The organism is Micromonospora sp. NBRC 107095 (assembly GCF_030269705.1).
GTDB lineage: Bacteria > Actinomycetota > Actinomycetes > Mycobacteriales > Micromonosporaceae > Micromonospora > Micromonospora parva.
Map to the genome: position 1 here is coordinate 2,106,709 of NZ_BSTU01000001.1, position 18,431 is coordinate 2,125,139.

Here is an 18,431-nt window from a genome sequence, read left to right on the forward strand (position 1 = left end):
TCGTCTGGCCCCCGTTCCCACCCGCGTCTTGACCTTGGCTATGCCGAAGCCGAGCAGGACGGTGACCAGTCCCTCGCGGTGGGGCCGCACGCGGCGGGGCTGGGCCGGCCCGGCGGTGCTCGGCGGGGCCCCGGCCACCGGGTCGCTGCTGGTGGTCGACCCGTCGCGACCTGCCGGGCCCGCGGCGGTGGAGGCCGGTGTCGCTCGGCTGCTGCTGGCCGGCGGCCCGGCGACACTGTAAACCGCCACCGCCACCGCCACCGCCACCGCCACCGCCACCGCCACCGTCACCGACGCGCACACCCTGCGCGAGGCCGCTCCCGAGGTGGACTCTCCAGAATGCCTGATGCCTGTGAGTCATCATGATGACTCACAGGCATCACGCTCTCTGCCGTGTTTTGGGTGGAGGTCGGGCCACGCGAGGCCGTGGGAGAAGCGGGGGAGCTGGGTAGCGGGGACGGGACGGGTCAGCGGTGGAGGCCGAACGCGTTGGTGTGCTCCCGCTGCCGGGCCGGGTCGAGGCGGCGGAGGTCGCGGTTCGTGCGGCGGCCCCGGTGAGCCAGGCTTCGTGGGCAAGTTTTCCCGACCGATGCGTCCGCTCACGCGTTGCTGACCTGCGGCGGTGTCGGTGCCCATGGGCCGTCCGACGTGCCAGCAAGAGTCGACGAGGCGCGCGAGGTGATCTGGGACGCCCGCTGGTCGACAAGTGCAGGGTTCGAGGGGCCCGATCTACGCTTCGGCCGTCAGTCCGAGGTCCGGATCTGCTCCAGGCGCGTCAGAGGCTTCCGGCAGAACTCCAGCAGCTCCCGCAGCGCGTCTTTCTCCGCCGTGGTGATCACGACGTTCTCCTCCGACAGGGCGCCGACGAGCGTCTCGAGCGCCATGGGCCATTCCCCGGCGCCGCCGTCTTGCAGAACCATCGGCCGGTACCTCGGGCTGATTTTAGGTGCGAGTTGGTCGGTGATCTGGCGGCTGAACCAGTGAAAACCGTTGAGGTCCATGGGTCTCCCGTAGGTGCGGTGGCTAGGTCGGCCGGTTGGCCGGCGGGTTGGTGGTGACGCCCTCGCCGCTGAGCGGGTAGCCGCCGGAGATGCTGCCGTCCTTGTCCAGGATAACGACGCAGGTGATGCCGTCGCGGGTGCCGGTGACGCGCCAGCCGTCGCCGTCGAGGCGCGCCTCAGGGCGGCTGTCGGGGTTGGTGGCGATGCTCTTGAACCAGCCCTCGACCTGCTCCTTGGTGGTGCCGGGCGGGAAGAGCGTCTTGTTGGGCTCGGTGGACGAAGGCTTGTGGTTGCCACTGCCCAGGCCGTCGCCGTCCCAGATCTTGTCCATCGCCCCGTCGCCCATCTGACCGAAGCGGTCCATGTCGTACAGGGCGTCGGCGAACTCGGGGTCGTCCCAGGGGTTGGTCCTCTTGGGTACCTCGGGCTCGGATGTGTCGGCGCCCTTCGGGTGGCCCTCCTCGGCGCGCCTGATGCCGTGCTGCTGGGCTGCTCCCACGCGCTTGGGCATCATTGCCGGGTTGAACTTTTTAGGCTTGGGGCCATCGTCGCCACCGCCGTGCGGTGGGGTGGGGCCCGGGGGGCGCTTGTGGAGGCCCGCCACAGCGAACAGGACCACCAGGACGGCGGTGGTCCGCAGAGCCGCCATGAGTTGTCGCATCGTGGGCCGCCTAGACGTCGAGGAGTGCGCGAAGGGCGGAGAGGCTGCTGATCAGGCCCATCAGCCAGCCGAAGATGCGGCCGGTCCAGCGGACGACGGCGACCGCGAGCTGGGAGGCGACCAGCGGTGTGGCGAAGCCGACAGAGAAGACCACCTCGGCCAGCCACACCACGACCTTGGCGATGCAGTCCGCGACGAAGGCGCGCACCACCTCCCGCACCGTCTGCACCAGGACCCCCGCGCCACGGGTCGCGGCACCAATGCCGGCGGCCGTGCCCGCGAAGATCCCGGCGACGTCGATGTTGATGGTGAGGATGTCGCGGTAGGCGTCGGCGGCGGCGCCCTGCCATCCGTCGAGGTCGCCGACCAGCCGCGCCTTGAGGTCCTCGGCGATGGAGAACAGCTCGCTGGCCATGTTGTCCCAGGTCAAGGCGTGCGTCTCGATGGTCTCGGGGTCGCCGGCCAGCCAGTCGAGTGCCTGCTTCAGTGGCTCGACCTGCTCGATGGCCCACTCGATGCCCATCGACAGGAGCGTGCTGAACGGGTCGATGACGATGGACGCCCCGTCGAGAGCGGCGCCCAAGCCCGCGACTGAGCCGTCGATCCAGCTGCCGGAGTCGATGGCGTTCTTGATGCCCATGTAGTCGTCGGCGAGCGGCAGGCCGGTCCAGCCGTCGCGGTGCGCGGCGCTTGTCGAAGCGATGTCGGAGGTCGTGGCGACCAGCGGGTTGCTCATGAGAGGGCGCCGGGCCGGCTCAGGTCGCGGAGTGGAAGGAGTTGAAGCCGTCGGTGTTCGACTCCTCGGCCCGCTCGTAGGCGTCGGCGTTTTTCTTGATTCCCGCGGCGAGCAGCTGGATGTTCTCGGCGAGCATCCCCACGCCCTTGTCCTGGTCCCGGTGGCGTCCCTCCAGGATGGGCGGCAAGAACTGGCAGAGCTGCCCGTAGGCATCGTCGGCCTGGAAGATGGTGCTGCTCGCGGCCTTGACGGCGGCGAAGCGGTCGTGAATGGCCAACATGGCCGTGGCGTGCGCGCGCAGCGCCTCGACGTCGACCTCGAACCCCCCGTGCATCAGTAACGCCCCTCTTCGTCCTCGGTGTCGGCGGTCCGGAATCCGGCCAGCAGGGCCCGGCCGGTCGCCGAGTCGGCGCCGACCGTCTCCCGCACGACCTCGGCGGCAGCCTCGGCGAGCTTGACCCGCGCGTTGCGATAGGCGCCCATGATCGCCTGCTGCGTCTGCTCCAGGCTCACGCGCTGCGCCCGCGCGGAGAGCCGGACGTCGGCCATCGCCCCCGTGGAGTCGACGGTGATCTCGACGATCCCGTGGGCGTCGCTGGCCGTGACCCGCAGCGCGCGCAAGCCGGCAGCGGCGGCCTGCGTGTCGGCGGCCCGGCGCACGGCATTGGCCTGCCATGCCTCCAGGCGTTCCCGCGCATCCTCGGCGTCCAACAGCGGATTAGCCATCGCGCCTCCGTTTCCGTTGCCGAGCAGGGGCATTAGAGGCGTCAGTGTATCCACGACCCGCCATACGAGGTTGCCGAGCGAATGCGCGTGATCTGGTTCGGCGTTGTGCGGAATTGATTGATTGCCGCCACCATCAGCGGCGATCAACTTCTCTGTTCCGTAGAAGTGGACGGCGGGACGGCTCTCAACCAACCTCGTCCCAGAGGAGTGGAAGACATGTTGCTGCGCAAGGCGTTCGGAGCGCTGCTGGCGTTGCTGACCTTCGGTACGGTGCTGGTCGTCACGGCGGCCCCGTCGCAGGCGGCGGTGGCCTGCTCGGGCACGGTCACCTACAGCTACGCGTACCCGCCGAGCAAGCCCGTTGCCGAGCTGGTCATCTACTACAACAGCACCAACGGCGGCACGAACAGCGCCTGCATGTACCACCGCGGCGCGGCGTACGGCTCCTCGGCGCGGACCTCCGTGCAGATCGCCCGGTGCGCGGAGACCTCCGGCAGCGGCTCGTGTACCGCCACCGCGGTCTCCACCAAGGACAACGCCGACTACCTGTACTACGCCGGGCCGCGCGGAGTGACCGGCACGGCGAACAACTGCGTCGACGCGTACGGCGAGATGGACTGGGCCGGCACCACCTACTGGATCCACTCCGGTCGCCAGGGCTGCTGAGTCCGGTGACGCCTGACCGGTGGCCCGGTGGGATCCGTCCCGCCGGGCCACCGGTGGCGGCCGTCCGCGTACGCCCCCGTCAGGGGTAGAGGCAGGCGGTACGGCGGGCCGCGAGCCGCTGGTCGGCGGCGAGCGGCAGGGCCTCGGCGGTGCTGGAGCCGTCGGGGCGGGCCGCCTGCACGTCGAGTACGTCGGTCGGCGCGCCACCACCGAGACAGGCGACCGCGGCCACCGGGATCTCGGCGGTGGATCCGGGTTGCACGGACAGGCGGTCGAGCTTCCAGACGAGGTCGAACGGCGGGGCGGCCATACCGGTCAACCCGATCTGGTGCCATCGGCGCTCCGCCGGCAGCGCGGGGTCGTCCGCGTAGTAGGCGGCAAAGCCAACGATCTCCACGTGCGTGCCGGTCGCGCTCAGCCGCCACCCACCCGGGCCGGTCTCATCGGGGGCGATCGCGAGAGCGATCGCGGCCGGCCCGGGTCGGTCGCCCCGGCAGCGGGACGGTTCCAGGCCCGTGGGCGGGTTGCCGTGCACCACCCCGGAGGCGATCAGCCCACCGTCGGCGAGGGTGAACCAGCGGATGTCGGGGGTCTGGGAGGTGGAGTCGGTGATCCGCTCACCCAGGCAGTAGCCGGTGAGCCCGACCACGCAGCCGGGCGGAATGGTGTAGAGGATGCCCTGGTCGCGGCGGGGCTCGCTCCGGACGTGCACGCCACCGCCGTACGTGACGGCGGTGAAGGCGGCGTCCGTGGTGGTCGCCGGGCAGGCTGTGGTGGTCGTCGTGCCGGCGGCGGCCGTCGCCCCGCTGGCCGGCCACCTCAGCTGGGTCATCGGCACCACAGCGGCCGTACCGGCGAGGCCGGCGACCGCCACCGCCGCCAGCGCCAGTCGCCGTCGGAGTTTCCGGTGCTGCGGAGGGCTCGTGGGCCGGTCATGGGCCGGTCCGGCTGCGCCGCCGGTGCCGGTTGGCTCACTCGTGGCCGGGGCTGATGGAATCACAGCGGATGGTGACCGTGCGAGGGGCGTGGCGAGCGGTTCGGCCGGCGTCGGGTCGGGTGTTTCTGCCCTCGCCGGGTCGGCTGGTGCGCTGGCCGAACTGGAGGGCCGCAGTTCCTCGTCCAGTTCGAGCCACCGCTGCCTCCACTGGGCGGTGTCCCCGCCGCACGCCCCCACGTACGCGAGCAGCACGTCGAGGCTGGGTTGCCGGACTCCGCTGGCAGCGGCGGAGAGGGTCGAGGCGCTGTAGCCGGCGACCTCGGCCAATCGCCGGTAGGTGGGGTTGCCCGCTTCGACACGTAACTTCCGTAGCTCATGGGCGAAGGACGACAACGGTCCAGCCGTCGGATCTACGGGCCGCTCGTGCCGAGCCATGCCGCTCCCTTGTCCCGGTAGCGCCCTGGAGCGAGGTGCCGCAGCACAGGGCTCATGTTTCCTGGTAAGTCATCCAAAGTAGAGAAATTATATTGATTTCCTGGAACGGCAGACGACGGCTACCAGTGTGCGGGGGTGGCGTGGGACCGGCGGTGCGCGCTCCGCCGTTGGACGTCGCCGGGTGCGGCCCGACACGCGGGTCCCGCTCCGACCTGCAACATCCTCCATCGCGGGTGCGTCTTTTGTCCGTGGGCGCCGCGGCAACGTGGTACGACTGCTTCAGCGACTAGCCGACGAAGCGAGCGGGCCGGGTGACGAGCAACAGAGTGGCCAACCTGCTGCGCAGACGTGAGAGTCCGCAGCGGCCGACCTTCCTGGAACTGTTCTTCGATCTCGTCTATGTCTTCGCGCTCACCCGGATCGTGCACGAGTTGGTGTTGGACTACACCAGGGGCCACGTCGCGGAGCGGTTGACCACCTCCCTCGCGGAGAACGGCGAGACTCTGCTGCTGCTTTTGGCCCTCTGGTGGATCTGGACCCAGACGGCCTGGGTGACCAGCAGATTCGATCCGTTCCAGCCGCCGATCCAGTTCGTTGTCGTCGCGACGATGTACGGAAGCCTCCTCATGGCGGTCGCCATTTCGGGGGCTCTCGCCGACACCGGCCTGCTCTTCGCGAGCACCTATGTCGCGATCCAGCTGGGCCGCACCCTCTTCTTCGTGGGCATCGTGCGCGGTCATAATCTGCGCCGCGTCAATATGTTGGCGCTCATCTGGTTCGCCGCGTCGGCCGTACCGTGGCTCGCCGGAGCCTTCGCTCCCGAGGTGACGCGCAATTCGCTGTGGACGGTGGCCCTGGCAATCGACTACCTGGGGGCCAGGCTCGGCTGGCCGGTGCCGGGGCTGGGCCGCTCGCGGGTGTCCCCGTGGGCCGTGGCGGGCGAGCACCTGGCCGAACGCTACTGGCAGCTGGTCATTGTCGCGCTCGGTGAGACGATCCTGACCTCCGGGTCGAGTCTTCTCCGCGGTCCGATCGTGGCCGAACGAATGATGGCCCTCACCTTGTCGTTCCTCACCACGGTGTTGCTGTGGCGGATCTACTTCTACCGAGCCGGCCAGATCCTGGGGGAGGCCATCGCGGCATCCGCCGACCCTGGCCGGCTCGGTCGGTTGGCCGAGTTCGCGCACCTGCTCATGGTGTCCGGCATCCTCGCCAGCTCGGCCGGCTCTGAGCTCGTCCTCATGGATCCATCCGGAGACGCCAAACCCGCCTGGGTCGGAGCCATCCTCGGAGGGCCTGCGCTCTATCTCGCCGGGCGCTCATTATTCGAGTACGTGGCCTTCGCCCGAGTGTCCTGGCCACGGCCGATCGGGATCCTCGTCCTCGCGGCCATGGCACCGATCATGGTCGGCCTACCGCCCCTCGGGGTCGCCGCCGCAGCAGCCGCCGTCCTGCTCGGCGTTGCCGTCTCCGACACGACCCGGGCCCATGGCCGTCCACTGGAGGAGGCCTCGCCGCCACGCTGACGCGTACCCGGCACCCTGCCGAACGACGTCGATCCGCCGGGCAACCTGCGGGACGGCGACCACAGGCCTACACGCCCAGGCCTCCCACCACGGTCACCTCTTGGCTGCTGAACTCGCCCGTCAGCATCGGCATGGCCTTGGCGATCGCCGCCCTGGTCTCGGGGAGCTGCAACGAGGCGGCGTGCTTCTCCTTGCTCTGCCACACCTCACTCACCCAGATCGTGACGTCGTCGGTGTCCGAGACGCTCACGACGTACAGCTCGCATCCGAGCTTGCGCAGGCCATCAACACCGCTGAGCAGGATGTCCACGACGTCATCCCGGTGGCCCGGCTTGGCCTTCATCGATCCGATGTAGCCGTACGACACAGCAACTCCTTGAAGCGGCGGCAAGCTGATCGCGTTCATGCGGCGAGCGAAGAAAACGCCTCGCAACGGAAACGACTTCTGCGGCCTCGAGCATACTGATCTGTCGCTGACAAGGCGTGGTGATCGTGAGCGTGCGCCCCCGGTCGACACGCCGAGATGATGGAGGCGTTCGCGTGGTGAGTCATCGCAGTGCTGTGGTGAGTTCGGCGGCATTGTCGAACGCGGCTGCCGCCCGTTCTGATTCGTCCTCGGTGAGCGTGACGGACTGGGCGCGGGCCAGCAGTTCGGCCGCGGTCTTCGGGTCGTGCAGCACCATCGCCAGTTCGGCGCGGTAGACCAGGACCTCTACCTGCTCGACCGGGTCGTCGTCGGCGTGCGGGCGGGCCAACGCGCTGTCGAGGATCCGGACGGCCTGTCCGACGCTTCCCCTGGAGTCGGCCTGTACGACAGCATTCGCCAGGGCTTTGGCCAGCCGCCCGGTCGGCGCGGCGGCCGGCATGGGGGCGGCGGTGGGGTCCCGGAAGACGCGGATCCAGTTGCCGCCCGGGTCGATGACGCTGAATCCGCCCAACCCGTCGGCGTTCTTCCGCGCCCTGGGCCGGGTCATCCGTGGTGTCCCGGACACCAGTACCTTGCCGTACTCGGCGCGCATGCCGGCGGCGAATGCCCGGTGCAGTCCCTCGATGTCCGGGGTGATCACGAGACAGGAGCCGTAGGACTGCTCCGGGTCGAATCCGGGGATCTCGAAGAACTGAAGGTCAATGTCCTCGCGCCGCACCCCCACGCATGGGTTGGGCTTGCGTTGCTTGTACGTGGTGCGAAAGCCGAGAACGCCGTAGAAGTTTTCGATGTCGTCAATGGATGCGCACGGCAGCAGGGGAACAGTCACCTCGTTGGTCATGCCTCCTTCCTAGGCGTCGCAGGATGCCCGTCGCACATGGAAATAGCCGATCATCGCCGCCGGCCATCCGATCGGCTGATGTCCCGGAACGCAACGACGGTGGCGAGCTGGGACACGGCCGTCAGACCGGGTCGGCGGCGCGGAGCTGTGGCCACCGCTGCTCGGTCCAGGCCCGCAACAGCCACTCCATCGGTCCGTACCGGAACCGAGCCATCCACGCCGCGCTGACGGCGAGCTGAGCAACGTAGATGGCGACCGCGATGACGAGAGCGACCCCAGGTGCGACGGTGCCGGCGAGGCCCAGTCCGACGCCGGTGAAGACCAGCACACAGAGCAGCGACTGACCCAGGTAGTTCGACAGGGACATCCGTCCGGCCGGGGCGAGTACGGCGACCACCCGCTGTCCCCGGGTGGTCTGGAAGAAGCGGAGAAGGGTGGCGGCGTACGCGGCGGCGAGCAGCGGCGCGGTGAGTACGCCCACCGTCAGCCCGGTCAGGTTGGCGGTGCCCCCGCCCGAGGCGAAGATCACCGCACCCGCCAGGCCGATCGGATAGCCCAGTTGCTGCACCCGGCGAAGGAGCTGCCGGTTTCCGGCGATGTCGGTGAGCAGCCGTCGCCGCCCAGCCGCGTAACCGAAGAGGAAGGCCGAGAGGGCGAGCGGCCCCTGCACGAGGAGCGCGCCGAACATCGCCGGCAGTTGCCGTACGTGCTCGGTGATCACCGACCCGATTCCGCCCTGTAGCGCCTCGGTGGATCGCTGCCCCGCCGCCAGTGCCGCCGCCGGATCGGTGACCAACTGGGTCCCGCCGACGGCGGCGAGCGCGAGGACGAAGCCGATCCCGCCGGTCAGCAGGACGGCGGCGCGCAGCGCGGTCCCGACGGCGACCCGTCGCATGGCGAGCAGGACCAGGCCGAGCAGTGCGTAGGTGGTCAGGATGTCGCCCTGGAACAGCAGCACCGCGTGCAGGATGCCGAGCACGAAGAGCCCTGCCAACCGTCGCCGGAACCGGGGGGCGAAGTCGACGCCGCGCCGCGCGGCGGAGTCGAGTTGGAGCGTGAAGCTGTAGCCGAACAGGAAGGAGAACAGCAGGTACGCCTTCATCGTGAAGAGCAACTCGACCAGCCACCGGATCGCCTGGTCGCCCCACGAGTCGTGCGCGGGATCCGGAACCAGATGGAAGGGGTAGCCGGAGGCGAAGAAGGCGATGTTGACAATCAGGATGAGGAGCAGCGCCACGGCGCGCAACCCGTCGACGGCGGCGATCCGGGAGAACGGCCCGGACGGCCCTTCATTCACGACTGGCGGGTCTTTGATGGAGAACCTCACGCTGCTACCCCCGTAACGACCAGTAGATCGAATTCGATGGCTCCCTCCGACCCTATGAAGCGGCAGATCCAGGTGACAGCCGGTGAACGGGAACGTCGGCGGTGGGGCAGGCCCTACTCCTTCACCCCGATGTTGTCGATCGGAGACGCGCCGAGCAGCAGTCGGACGGGCCACACTGTGGTCGTCAGCGCCAGCAGCGTCGTGCCGCCGAGCACCGCCACCCAGCCGAGCGGCGGGACGTACGGGATCGGGCTGCCGGTCAGTCCGTTGACGATCGCGCTCAGGGTCAGCGCCGCGATCGTCGCGCCGATCAGCACCGCGGTGCCGAGCAACCCGGCCTGTTCGGCCTGGACCATCGCGCGAATCTGCCGGCGGGTGACCCCGACCAGTTGCAGCAACGCCAACTCGCGGCGGCGGGCCAGCGCGGCCATCACCATCGTGGTGGCCGCCGCGAGCGCCGCGTACCCCACCATCACGCCGATCAGCAGCCGGTTCAGCCAGGCGCCGAGAGCCAGATCGGCGCTGATCAGGCGGGTACGGGTGGCGGCGTCGAGAACCTCGGTGCCCGGTCTCCCCGCCGACCACGTGGCCAACGCGGTGTCGGCCTCCGGGCCGGCGCTGACCAGGACCTCGTCGGTGGTGTTCCCGGCCGTGTGGCCGGCGACCGTCTCGGCGGCCAACGTGACGTCGCCGAAGCCGAGGCCCCGGCCGTAGATCGCGATGACGTCCAACGTGACCGGGGTGCCGTCGCCCAGCCAGAGGTCCGCCTTGTCGCCCACGTCCCAGCCGGACGAGGACGCCTGCGCAGCCGACACGGCGACGGTGCCCGCGCGCAGGTCGGCCAGGTTGCCCGCGCGCACGGCGAGGTCCATTGTCGACGTGATGCCCACCGGGTCGACCGACTGCGCGCCGACCGGCTCGATGCCGCCCAGCGCCCGCACCACCACCTGGGTATGGCGCACACCGGTGGCCGCCCGTACCCCGGTCAACTCGCGGATCTCCCGCGCCGCGTCCGCCGGTAGCCCGCCCGGGGCGACAATGACCCGTTCGGCGAGGGTTCCCGCGCTGCTCTGCGTGGTGGTCTGCCGTTCCAGGTTGGTCTGCAGGAACCAGACCGAGCCGCCGAACCCCACGGACAGCACCAGGGCGGTCAGGACCGTCGCCATGCCCTGCGCGTTGGCCCGCAGGTTGGCCGCGGCCAGGTAGCCGCTGACCCGCCACACCCGCGGCAGCAGCGGTGTGAGCAGGCGTGCCGCGTACGCGTTGATCCTCGGTGCGAGCAGCGCCACGGCGATGACGAACAGGTACAACATGCCGGCCGCGCCGGCCAGCGCCCCGGTCGACCCGCCCGCACCGAGCGTGAACGCCCCGGAGGTGCCGGCCGCCGCCAGCGTCAGCACACCGGCGATCAGCCGCACCCGGCCGCTACGCCGGGGCTCGACGGCGATCTCTCCCAGCGCCTCGATCGGCTTGATCCCGGTGACCCGGCGGGCGGCGACCAACGCGGCGAGCACCGCCACGAGGACCGCCGTACCGACAGCGGCCGGCACCGCGAAGAGGCCGCCGGCCATCGGGAAGCTGGCCGGCACGAATCCCCGCTCGACCAGCTCGCCGTGCACCCAGCGGGCCGCCAGCAGGCCAGCCGGTCCGCCGACCGCGGAGCCGACCAGGGCGAGCAGCGCCGCCTCGGCGATCAGCATGCGGCGCACCTGCCCCGGCGTGGCCGCGACCGCGCGCAGCAACGCCAGGTCACGTCGACGGTGCCGGACGGACAACCCGATGGTGCCGGCCACCACGAAGACGATCAGCAGGACGACGTACCCGCCGAAAGCCGATCCGGCCGTGACCAGCAACGTCTGAGCGGCCTGGTTGTCCGACTGCTCGACGTTGCCACGGTCGTTCCCGGCGTACGTCGTGGCGCCGGCCGCCGACGCGATCTCGCGCACCGCGCCGACGTCGGCGCCGGGCACCATCCGCACGCCGATCGCGTCCACCCGGCCGGGGTGGGCGGACAACCGGGCGGCCTGCGCGTCGGTGAAGAACACCGCCGCCGTACCGGTCTCGGTGGTTCCGCTCACCAGGTACGACCGCCCGACCCCGCCGACGACCAGGTCGATGCGCTCGCCGGGTGCCACGCCGAACCGGGTGTCGAGCAGCACCTCGTCGTCGGCCCGTGGCGCGGCGCCCGCGGCGATCCGACGACCGGTGAAGGCGTACGTGTCCCAGCCGTGGCCCACGGCGGCGGGGGAGCCGATCACCACCGCGTCGTCGCCGGCGACGGCCGCGACGCCCGGCACCTGGCGGATCCGGTCCACCACCGCCGCGTCCACAGTGCCGCCCTCGGGCAGCGCGACGGTGCTCGTGGTGGTGTCGCCGAACTCCTTGAACGTGTGGCTGACGGTGCGGTTGGCGACGACCACGTCGGCCGCCGCCCAGAGCCGTGGCTCCGCGCGGAAACGCAGCCCGGACTCCACGAGGGTGCCCATCGCCACCAGGATCAGCACGCCGACGGTCAGGGCCAGCACTGTGGCGGCGGCGGGACCGGCGCGGTGCCGCAGCAGGCGGGCGGCGAGCCCGGTCATCGGAGGACCCGCCGATCCAGCGACGCCAGGTGCTCGGCGATACCGGCGGCTCCGAGCTGCGGAAGGTCGGCGACGATCACACCGTCGGCCAACACGAGCACGCGGTCCGCGTACGACGCGGCGATCGGGTCGTGGGTCACCATCACCACGGTCAGCCCGTGTTCGTCCACGACCGCGCGGAGCAGCGTCAGCACCTCCGCCGCGCTGCGGGAGTCGAGAGCGCCGGTCGGCTCATCGCAGAAGATCACCTCGGGGCGGGTGGCCAGCGCGCGGGCGATCGCCACCCGCTGCTGCTGGCCGCCGGAGAGCGCGGCCGGCCGGTGGTGCAGCCGGTCGGTCAGGCCGACCCGCTCGACCACCCGGGTCAGCCAGGCCCGGTCCGGACGGACGCCGGCCAGGCGCAGGGGCAGCACGATGTTCTCCTCGACGGTCAGCGCGCCGATCAGGTTGAACGCCTGGAAGACGAACCCGATCCGGGTACGACGCAGCTCGGTGAGGCGGGTCTCGGACAGCCCGGACAGGTCGGTGCCTCCGATCACCACCCGACCGGAGGTGGGCCGGTCGAGCCCGGCCGCGGTCTGTAACAGCGTGCTCTTGCCGGAGCCCGAGGGCCCCATCACCGCCGTGAAGGTGCCCCTGTCGAAACGGACGTCGAGGCCCGCGAGCGCAACCACCTGATGAGGGCCGGCGTCGTACACGCGGGTGAGGTGTTCGACGCGTACCGCCGCTTCGCTTGTCTGTCCCGGATAGTCCGGCATTCTGGTGGCCTCTCTCCGTGTCATCGGCAAGAACTGCGCGCACCAGAAACGCTATTGACGTGGGAGAACGGCAACCATCCCGCGGGCTGCCAGGTCCGGGTACAGCAGGCGCTACCGCCGATCGCCGTCCAGGTAGCGCAACACGGCGGTGACCCGGCGGTCGGCGCGGTCGTCCGGTGGCAGCTGAAGCTTCGAGAAGATGCTGCGGATGTGCTTGTGCACCGCGCCGTCGGTGACGAACAGCCGCTCGGCGATCGCGCTGTTGCCAAGCCCTTCGGCCATCAGCCCCAGCACCTCACGCTCACGCGGCGACAGCTCGCTCAGCGCCGTGTCCGTCCGGCGGTTGCGGGCGAGCAACTGCGCCACCACCTCCGGGTCGATCACGCTGCCGCCGCCCGCGACGCGGTGCAGCGCGGTGAGGAACTCCTCGACCCGGCCCACCCGCTCCTTCAGCAGGTAACCGAGCCCGACGGCGCCGACCGAGAACAGGTCGGTGGCGAACGCCTGCTCCACGTACGCCGACAGGACCAGCACCGCCAGGCCGGGGCGCCGCCGCCGGGCCTCCACGGCGGCCACGATGCCCTCGTCGGTGTGGGTGGGGGGCATCCGTACGTCGACGATCGCGACGTCCGGCGCGTGTTCGTCCACGGCGACCAGGAACTCGCCCGGAGTGCCGGCCGTGGCGACCACGTCCAGATCCTCGGCCCGCAGCAGCAGCGCCAAACCCTCACGCAGCAGCGGGTCGTCCTCGGCGATCACGATCCGCATGGCAGCTCCACGTCCATCCTTGTCGGCCCTCCCGGTGGGCTCGTCAGCGTCATCCGGCCGTCGTACGCCTCGACCCGCCGCCGGATACCGGTGAGCCCCGAGCCACGTGTCTCGTCCGCGTCGCCGTGCCCGTCGTCCTCGATGCTCACCAGCAGCCGGCCGTGCTCGCGGCGCACGGCCACGTCAACGCGGCTCGCACCGCTGTGCCGGACGACGTTGGTCAGCGCCTCGGCCACCACGAAGTAGGCGGTGGCCTCGACCGAGGCCGCGCACCGCACGGCCACGTCCACCTCCAGTCGGCAGGGCACCGCGCAGCTGCCGGCCAGGCCCGCCAGCGCCCCGGCGAGACCCCGGTCGTCCAGCACCGGCGGCAGGATCCCCCGCACCACCGTACGCAGCTCGCCGAGTGCCTGTTCCGCGGCGTCCTGCGCCTGCCCGAGGATCTCGTCGGCGCGGTCCGGATTGCGGCGCACGGCCCGCCGTGCGGCGCCCAGCAACACGTTGACCGCCACCAACCGGTTCTGGGTGCCGTCGTGCAGCGACCGCTCGATCCGGCGCAGTTCGACAGCGTGGGCGTCCAGCGCCGCAGCGCGGGTGGCGGTCAGCTCGGCCACCCGCAGCGACAGGTCGACACCCGGCGGCGGAGGCAGCAGCCGACGGCCCGGCCAGGCCTGGAGACGGGCCAGGACCGGGCTGAACCAGATCGCGGCGGCCAGGCAACCCAGCCCGAGCACCCCGACCCAGAGCGCGTCGGACAGGCCATCGATGCGCCACCAGACGATCCCCGGCGCAGCGTCGGGGGGGACCAGCCGGTACCACAGCGGGAAGGTGCCGTCCTGCACCGCATAGAGCGGCAACGCGACGCCGACCAGCCCGGTCACCAGGCCGACGAGCGAGTACAGCGCGACCCAGCCCAGCTCCCGGCGCATGAACGGATCGTGCACAGCCGTCCGCAACCCGGTCGGCACCGGCCCCGGCGTGGGGATCGGCTCGCCCCAGCGGGACAGCCGAGCGCGCTCGCGGTCGCTCACCCAGCGCACCGCCCGCAACGCACCGGGCGCCGCCAGCAACCCCACCCCGACCAGGCAGGCCACCGCCACGATCGCCGCCCAGAGCAGCGCGCCCAGCGCCAGCGTTGCGGTGCCCAACCCTCCGACGAGGTGCTCCAAGGCGGCGACCGAGGCGCGAACCCGGCCCCGCACGTACCCCATCGACCCACCTCCCCCGCCAACATAGGCCACCGCAGGCCCCGCCCAGCAACGCTCGGCGCGGAAGGTACAGCCTGCTGTACCCCTGTCGTCGAGCTGGCGGGATCGTCGCCGCCGCGCCGCCTACCTAGCGTTGACGGCGTCGAGGAACATCCGCCGAAGGAGGCAGTCATGACCGATCCGTACCGCATCACCGAGGCCCCGGTCGCCGCACCGAAGAAGTCGGGCGGCCCGCTACGCCCGCTGCTGTGGCTGGTGCTCTTCGTCAGCGCGGCGGCCAACGTGGTGCTGTCAACCGCTGCGGACAACCAGTGGCTCAGCTCCGGGTTCGGGCTGGTGGCGCTGCTCTGCGCGGTCGCGCTGATCGTCCACCACCGCCGTAACCGGGTGCGCGAGTCGTAGGGGCCCGACCCTCACGCCCGATCACCCATGCTCATCAAGGGCTGCGATCTACTTACGGAGGTGCCGGGCATCGTTCGGTGGCAGGACCGTAACGACGACGTCCAAGATCCAGCGCAGCTCGGGAGGGTTCGGACAGCACTGCATCACCCCACAGCCGGCGGTCGGGTCCCACAAGCGATGCCATGGGTGGCGCACAAACCATGACCAGGCCCCCAGCGCATCAGACACCGCCTGATTCCAGAGTCGGGTGCGTTCGAGGTAGGCGATGGCTCTCAAGCTCCGGACCGAGAGCCCAGGGATGACAGAGGTTGACCCGTCAAGCGGTCGCCGGTAGATGGAGTCGGCACGCAGTTGTGCGGGACGCCTACGCGGCATTGCCCTTTCGGAAGGTCGACATGCCGATCATCGTTGCACATCCGCGTTCGGCTCACCTTGGCGTACTACGCCTGTGCTCGTGATCAACAGAACAGAAGGTGTTGGACGCTTACTCCTGCGGCCGGGAGTGAGCCAGGCCAGGGGTTGTCCGCCGAGAGTCGGTCGCTCGCAGTCGCAGTCGGAATGTGAGGTGCCCCGCCCCGAGCGGCCGGGTGCGCCCTGTGGTCAGTACTGCGGGCGGAAGTCCGGGCCGCTGACGGTTGTGACCAATTCCCAGCCGAAGGCTTCCAAGGTGATGTCTGTCCGGGCACCGAAGGTCTTGAACAGTTTGGCGATCGGACCATCCGGAAGGCTGTCGGCGACAGCGGCGAACACCGTGGCCGGGGACGCGCCGAGCTGCTGTGCCACGGTCCACGGCAATGCCAAACCCACCATGAGGTCCCGGACATCGTCGGGTGCCAAACATCCGGAGAGCCCTGTTGCGAGCAATGAACGGCGTAGTAGGTCGGGAGAGTCTTGCCTCAGCGCCAGCGTGGCGAGGCGGACGCCGTATCGCCCCAGGGCGAGTGACGCAGAGGGATCGAGGGAGCTGACGAATCTTTGATCCATGCGTCGCGGCGCGCGAGCCAGAATCGCCTCTGCCAGCCGGTCCTGCTTTCCCGAGATTCTCTCCAGGTTGGGCTTCACGACGTCAGGATGGCAGGACCCGATCAGCTCGACCACCCCGCCGTGGGGTTCGCTCTCAGTGGTGAGTGAGTATCCGGCCTGGTCGAAGTCGCCCCGCCGTTCTCTGGGCCCGAAGCGGTCGCCAAGGAGGGGTGAGGGTGGGCCGGTGCCGATGACGATGTGCCACATGGCTCGTTGTGGTTGTCGGCAGACCGAGCCGAGGCGTTGGCCAGGGCCTTGCTCAGTTGCGCCGTAGAGGTGAGAAAGCAAAGCCACCGCGTGGCGTGTGAGGGGTTATAAGGCGGCAGGCAGGCCGGTAGCGTTGGCTGGCGGCGGCCTGGCTGCCGATGGTCCGTCCTGCGCTACGAGGAGGCCCGTGATGGATTCCTTGCCAGAGTTGACCTTCGGGCAGCGACTGAAGGTCTACCGGGAGCGGTCGGGGAAGACCCGTGCGGTGCTCGGTGGGTTGGTGGGGCGCAGCGCCGAATGGGTCAAGGCAGTGGAGACCGATCGCCTCCTGCCGCCGCGCATTCACATGCTGGATCGCATCGCGCGTGCTCTCAAGGTCGAGGTGTCTGCCCTGGCCGGTGAGTTGGGCGCCCGGTCTGCTGTGGTCAACGGGCCGGAGCATCCGGCGCTGGCGTCGGTCCGGGATGCGGTGAACCGTTTCGCAGTTTCCGATGAGGCTTCTCCGGAGTCGTTGGCGAGCCTGAGAGGTCGGCTGGCGATGGCGTGGCGGGCGCGTCATCAGGCGTCGGATCACCGTACGGTGCTGGGCGGGTTGTTGCCGGGGCTGCTGCGCGACGTGCAGCGCGCCGCGTTGGCGTACCAGGGTGATGAGCGTCGGCAGGCTCAGGCCCTGTTGGCGGAGACGTTCGGGTTGACGCAGATGTTCCTTGCCTACCAACCCGCTGCGGAGTTGTTGTGGCGGGTCGCGGACCGGGCGATGGTGGCGGGGCAGGAGTCCGGCGACCCGGAGGCGCTGGCGTGCGCGGGATGGTTCCTGTGCCAGGTGCATCGGGATGCCGGTGACTGGGACACCGCGATGGCGGTGACCCTGGATCTTCTGTCGGTGCTGGAGCCGCGTACGTCCGATGGGAACACCAACCTGTTGGCGCTCTGGGGCGCGTTGAACTTCGAGGCTGCCTACACCGCTGCCCGCGCCGGTGAGGAGGGGCGGGCCTGGCGGTACTGGGATCGCGCGGACCGGGTGGCGCAGCGACTGCCGCAGGGTTTCTACCAGCCGCAGACGTCGTTCTCGCAGGTCATCATGGGCGCCCACGCGGTGACCGTGGCGGTGGAGTTGCAGAAGTCGGGTGAGGCGGTTCGGCAGGCGCGCCGCCACGATTCGGCGGCGATTCCGTCGAGGCCGCGCCGGGCACGCCATCTCATCGAGGTCGCGCGGGCGCACTACGGCAAGGACGACACCGAAAGGACCGTGGCGACCCTCCGTCAGGCGTACGAGTCGGCCCCGGAGACGATCCGCTTCAACGGGTACGCCCGACAGATCACCCTGGACCTGCTCGACGGTCCGCGGTCCACCCGCGAGGATGCCCGTGACCTCGCGGTGAAGGTTGGCCTGGTCTCGTGATCTAGGGGGTAGGAACCTTACCCATTCCGCACTGCGACGGTACGTAGCGTCGCCCTCACGGGATGCGGCGGGCGGTGCGGCAGTCGCCTGGTCGTCGTGTCCCCCTCAGCGGAGGGCGATGATGCCGCCCTCCTGACCGACGAGGGAGGGCACATGCGGCGCGTCTCGTACGACGAGTACCTCTCGGCCACCGCGTTGACTTTTGCCCGGCGGCATCGGCCGGTGTGGTCGTGGCAGCTCTGGCGGCGTATCTGCCGCTGTGGAGCCGACCTGCCCTGCCGTGGCCGGCACCGGATTCCGATCAGTCGGGGTCACTGGCCGCAGGTGGGCGAGGAGTGAACAGCGGTCAGGAGCAGGCGATCGTCGCGGTGCACGTCCGCGGGTTGGACGGTATGTGTGTCGGTTGCCGGGTGTGGTGGGCTCGGCTCACGCCGTACCCGTGCTGGCAGGTGGACTGGGTGACCAGCCGGCAGGCCCGGGCGATCACGGATCGCTTCCTGGCGGGTGTGCGGTGACCGTGCACGGTCCGGTCATGCCGATCTGGAGCTGCGGTGGCTGCGGCCTGCCCTGGCCCTGCCGGACTCGCAAGCGCGAGCTGCGGGCGGAGTATGCGGATGCCCCCGTGTCGCTGACTCTCTACCTCGGGTCCTACCTCGTTCAGGCGACCGAGGACATGCCGTGGACCCCGGCCGGCGTGCTGCACCGCCGGTTCCTCGGATGGGTCAGGGAGGTCGACGAAACCGTGCCAGCAGAACATCGGTAACGGGCGAGCCGCTGCGAGTTGCCGGTGATCGGTCG

20 protein-coding genes and 1 pseudogene are annotated in these 18,431 nt (G+C 70.3%); 7 read left to right on the plus strand and 14 right to left on the minus strand.

Features of this window, described 5'->3' with window-relative positions:
- The first annotated feature begins 61 nt into the window (after positions 1-61).
- Entirely contained in the window at positions 62-241 is a 180-nt protein-coding gene (locus QSK15_RS09840) for a hypothetical protein (RefSeq protein WP_285793852.1), read from the plus strand.
- A 502-nt stretch (positions 242-743) separates the two neighbouring features.
- Here the strand turns inward: QSK15_RS09840 and QSK15_RS09845 are convergent.
- The 5 genes from QSK15_RS09845 to QSK15_RS09865 are packed head-to-tail and all read right to left on the minus strand — an operon-like array spanning position 744 to position 3,124.
- Positions 744-1,001, minus strand: a complete 258-nt coding sequence (locus QSK15_RS09845) for a hypothetical protein (protein WP_285793853.1) — start codon at positions 999-1,001, stop codon at positions 744-746.
- A gap of 22 nt (positions 1,002-1,023) precedes the next feature.
- Positions 1,024-1,662: an EndoU domain-containing protein gene (locus QSK15_RS09850; protein WP_285793854.1), complete on the minus strand. Its 639-nt coding sequence runs from the start codon at positions 1,660-1,662 to the stop codon at positions 1,024-1,026.
- 10 nt (positions 1,663-1,672) lie between these two features.
- The gene (locus tag QSK15_RS09855; RefSeq protein WP_285793855.1) at positions 1,673-2,398 is read right to left on the minus strand and encodes a WXG100 family type VII secretion target; all 726 of its coding nucleotides are present in this window, start codon (positions 2,396-2,398) and stop codon (positions 1,673-1,675) included.
- Positions 2,399-2,417: 19 nt separating this feature from the next.
- Positions 2,418-2,732 carry a hypothetical protein gene (locus QSK15_RS09860; protein ID WP_285793856.1) on the minus strand — a complete coding sequence of 105 codons (315 nt, stop codon included), beginning with the start codon at positions 2,730-2,732 and terminating at the stop codon, positions 2,418-2,420.
- Positions 2,732-3,124, minus strand: coding sequence for a YbaB/EbfC family nucleoid-associated protein (locus QSK15_RS09865; protein ID WP_285793857.1), 393 nt, complete (start codon positions 3,122-3,124; stop codon positions 2,732-2,734). The genes QSK15_RS09860 and QSK15_RS09865 overlap by 1 nt, the downstream gene beginning before the upstream one ends.
- Before the next feature lie 216 nt (positions 3,125-3,340).
- On the opposite strand from QSK15_RS09865, the gene QSK15_RS09870 reads away from it, so the two are divergent.
- Complete coding sequence (locus QSK15_RS09870) at positions 3,341-3,790, plus strand: hypothetical protein (protein WP_285793858.1); 450 nt, start codon at positions 3,341-3,343, stop codon at positions 3,788-3,790.
- A 79-nt stretch (positions 3,791-3,869) separates the two neighbouring features.
- On the opposite strand, the gene QSK15_RS09875 is transcribed toward QSK15_RS09870, so the two are convergent.
- Positions 3,870-5,162, minus strand: a complete 1,293-nt coding sequence (locus tag QSK15_RS09875) for a helix-turn-helix domain-containing protein (protein WP_285793859.1) — start codon at positions 5,160-5,162, stop codon at positions 3,870-3,872.
- A gap of 311 nt (positions 5,163-5,473) precedes the next feature.
- Here QSK15_RS09875 and QSK15_RS09880 point away from each other — a divergent pair, with 311 nt between their 5' ends.
- On the plus strand, positions 5,474-6,688 hold the full coding sequence (locus QSK15_RS09880; RefSeq protein WP_285793860.1) for a low temperature requirement protein A: 1,215 nt from the start codon (positions 5,474-5,476) through the stop codon (positions 6,686-6,688).
- A gap of 67 nt (positions 6,689-6,755) precedes the next feature.
- On the opposite strand, the gene QSK15_RS09885 is transcribed toward QSK15_RS09880, so the two are convergent.
- The 7 genes from QSK15_RS09885 to QSK15_RS09915 all read right to left on the minus strand — a co-directional run bounded on the left by QSK15_RS09885 (position 6,756) and on the right by QSK15_RS09915 (position 14,602).
- Entirely contained in the window at positions 6,756-7,094 is a 339-nt protein-coding gene (locus QSK15_RS09885) for a putative quinol monooxygenase (RefSeq protein ID WP_285793861.1), read from the minus strand.
- A gap of 142 nt (positions 7,095-7,236) precedes the next feature.
- Entirely contained in the window at positions 7,237-7,956 is a 720-nt protein-coding gene (locus QSK15_RS09890; protein ID WP_285793862.1) for a DUF8817 family protein, read from the minus strand.
- Between the two features lie 121 nt (positions 7,957-8,077).
- Entirely contained in the window at positions 8,078-9,253 is a 1,176-nt protein-coding gene (locus QSK15_RS09895) for a DUF418 domain-containing protein (protein WP_285793863.1), read from the minus strand.
- A gap of 143 nt (positions 9,254-9,396) precedes the next feature.
- Positions 9,397-11,865 (minus strand): ABC transporter permease, encoded by a 2,469-nt coding sequence (locus tag QSK15_RS09900; protein WP_285793864.1) that lies wholly within the window; start codon positions 11,863-11,865, stop codon positions 9,397-9,399.
- Complete coding sequence (locus QSK15_RS09905) at positions 11,862-12,623, minus strand: ABC transporter ATP-binding protein (protein ID WP_285794376.1); 762 nt, start codon at positions 12,621-12,623, stop codon at positions 11,862-11,864. The genes QSK15_RS09900 and QSK15_RS09905 overlap by 4 nt, the downstream gene beginning before the upstream one ends.
- Positions 12,624-12,734: 111 nt before the next feature.
- Positions 12,735-13,391, minus strand: coding sequence for a response regulator transcription factor (locus tag QSK15_RS09910; RefSeq protein WP_285793865.1), 657 nt, complete (start codon positions 13,389-13,391; stop codon positions 12,735-12,737).
- Positions 13,379-14,602, minus strand: a complete 1,224-nt coding sequence (locus QSK15_RS09915) for a sensor histidine kinase (RefSeq protein ID WP_285793866.1) — start codon at positions 14,600-14,602, stop codon at positions 13,379-13,381. The genes QSK15_RS09910 and QSK15_RS09915 overlap by 13 nt, the downstream gene beginning before the upstream one ends.
- Before the next feature lie 168 nt (positions 14,603-14,770).
- Here QSK15_RS09915 and QSK15_RS09920 point away from each other — a divergent pair, with 168 nt between their 5' ends.
- Positions 14,771-15,001, plus strand: a complete 231-nt coding sequence (locus QSK15_RS09920) for a hypothetical protein (RefSeq protein WP_285793867.1) — start codon at positions 14,771-14,773, stop codon at positions 14,999-15,001.
- Positions 15,002-15,601: 600 nt separating this feature from the next.
- On the opposite strand, the gene QSK15_RS09925 is transcribed toward QSK15_RS09920, so the two are convergent.
- Positions 15,602-16,063, minus strand: coding sequence for a hypothetical protein (locus QSK15_RS09925; RefSeq protein ID WP_285793868.1), 462 nt, complete (start codon positions 16,061-16,063; stop codon positions 15,602-15,604).
- A 358-nt stretch (positions 16,064-16,421) separates the two neighbouring features.
- Here QSK15_RS09925 and QSK15_RS09930 point away from each other — a divergent pair, with 358 nt between their 5' ends.
- The 3 genes and pseudogenes from QSK15_RS09930 (at position 16,422) to QSK15_RS09945 (ending at position 18,396) form a co-directional block, all read left to right on the plus strand.
- Positions 16,422-17,633: a helix-turn-helix domain-containing protein gene (locus QSK15_RS09930; RefSeq protein ID WP_285793869.1), complete on the plus strand. Its 1,212-nt coding sequence runs from the start codon at positions 16,422-16,424 to the stop codon at positions 17,631-17,633.
- A 155-nt stretch (positions 17,634-17,788) separates the two neighbouring features.
- A pseudogene (locus QSK15_RS32525) lies at positions 17,789-18,148 on the plus strand (hypothetical protein); the annotation flags it as partial.
- On the plus strand, positions 18,145-18,396 hold the full coding sequence (locus QSK15_RS09945) for a hypothetical protein (protein WP_352232166.1): 252 nt from the start codon (positions 18,145-18,147) through the stop codon (positions 18,394-18,396). The pseudogene QSK15_RS32525 and the gene QSK15_RS09945, both read left to right, overlap by 4 nt.
- Positions 18,397-18,431: the final 35 nt, after the last annotated feature.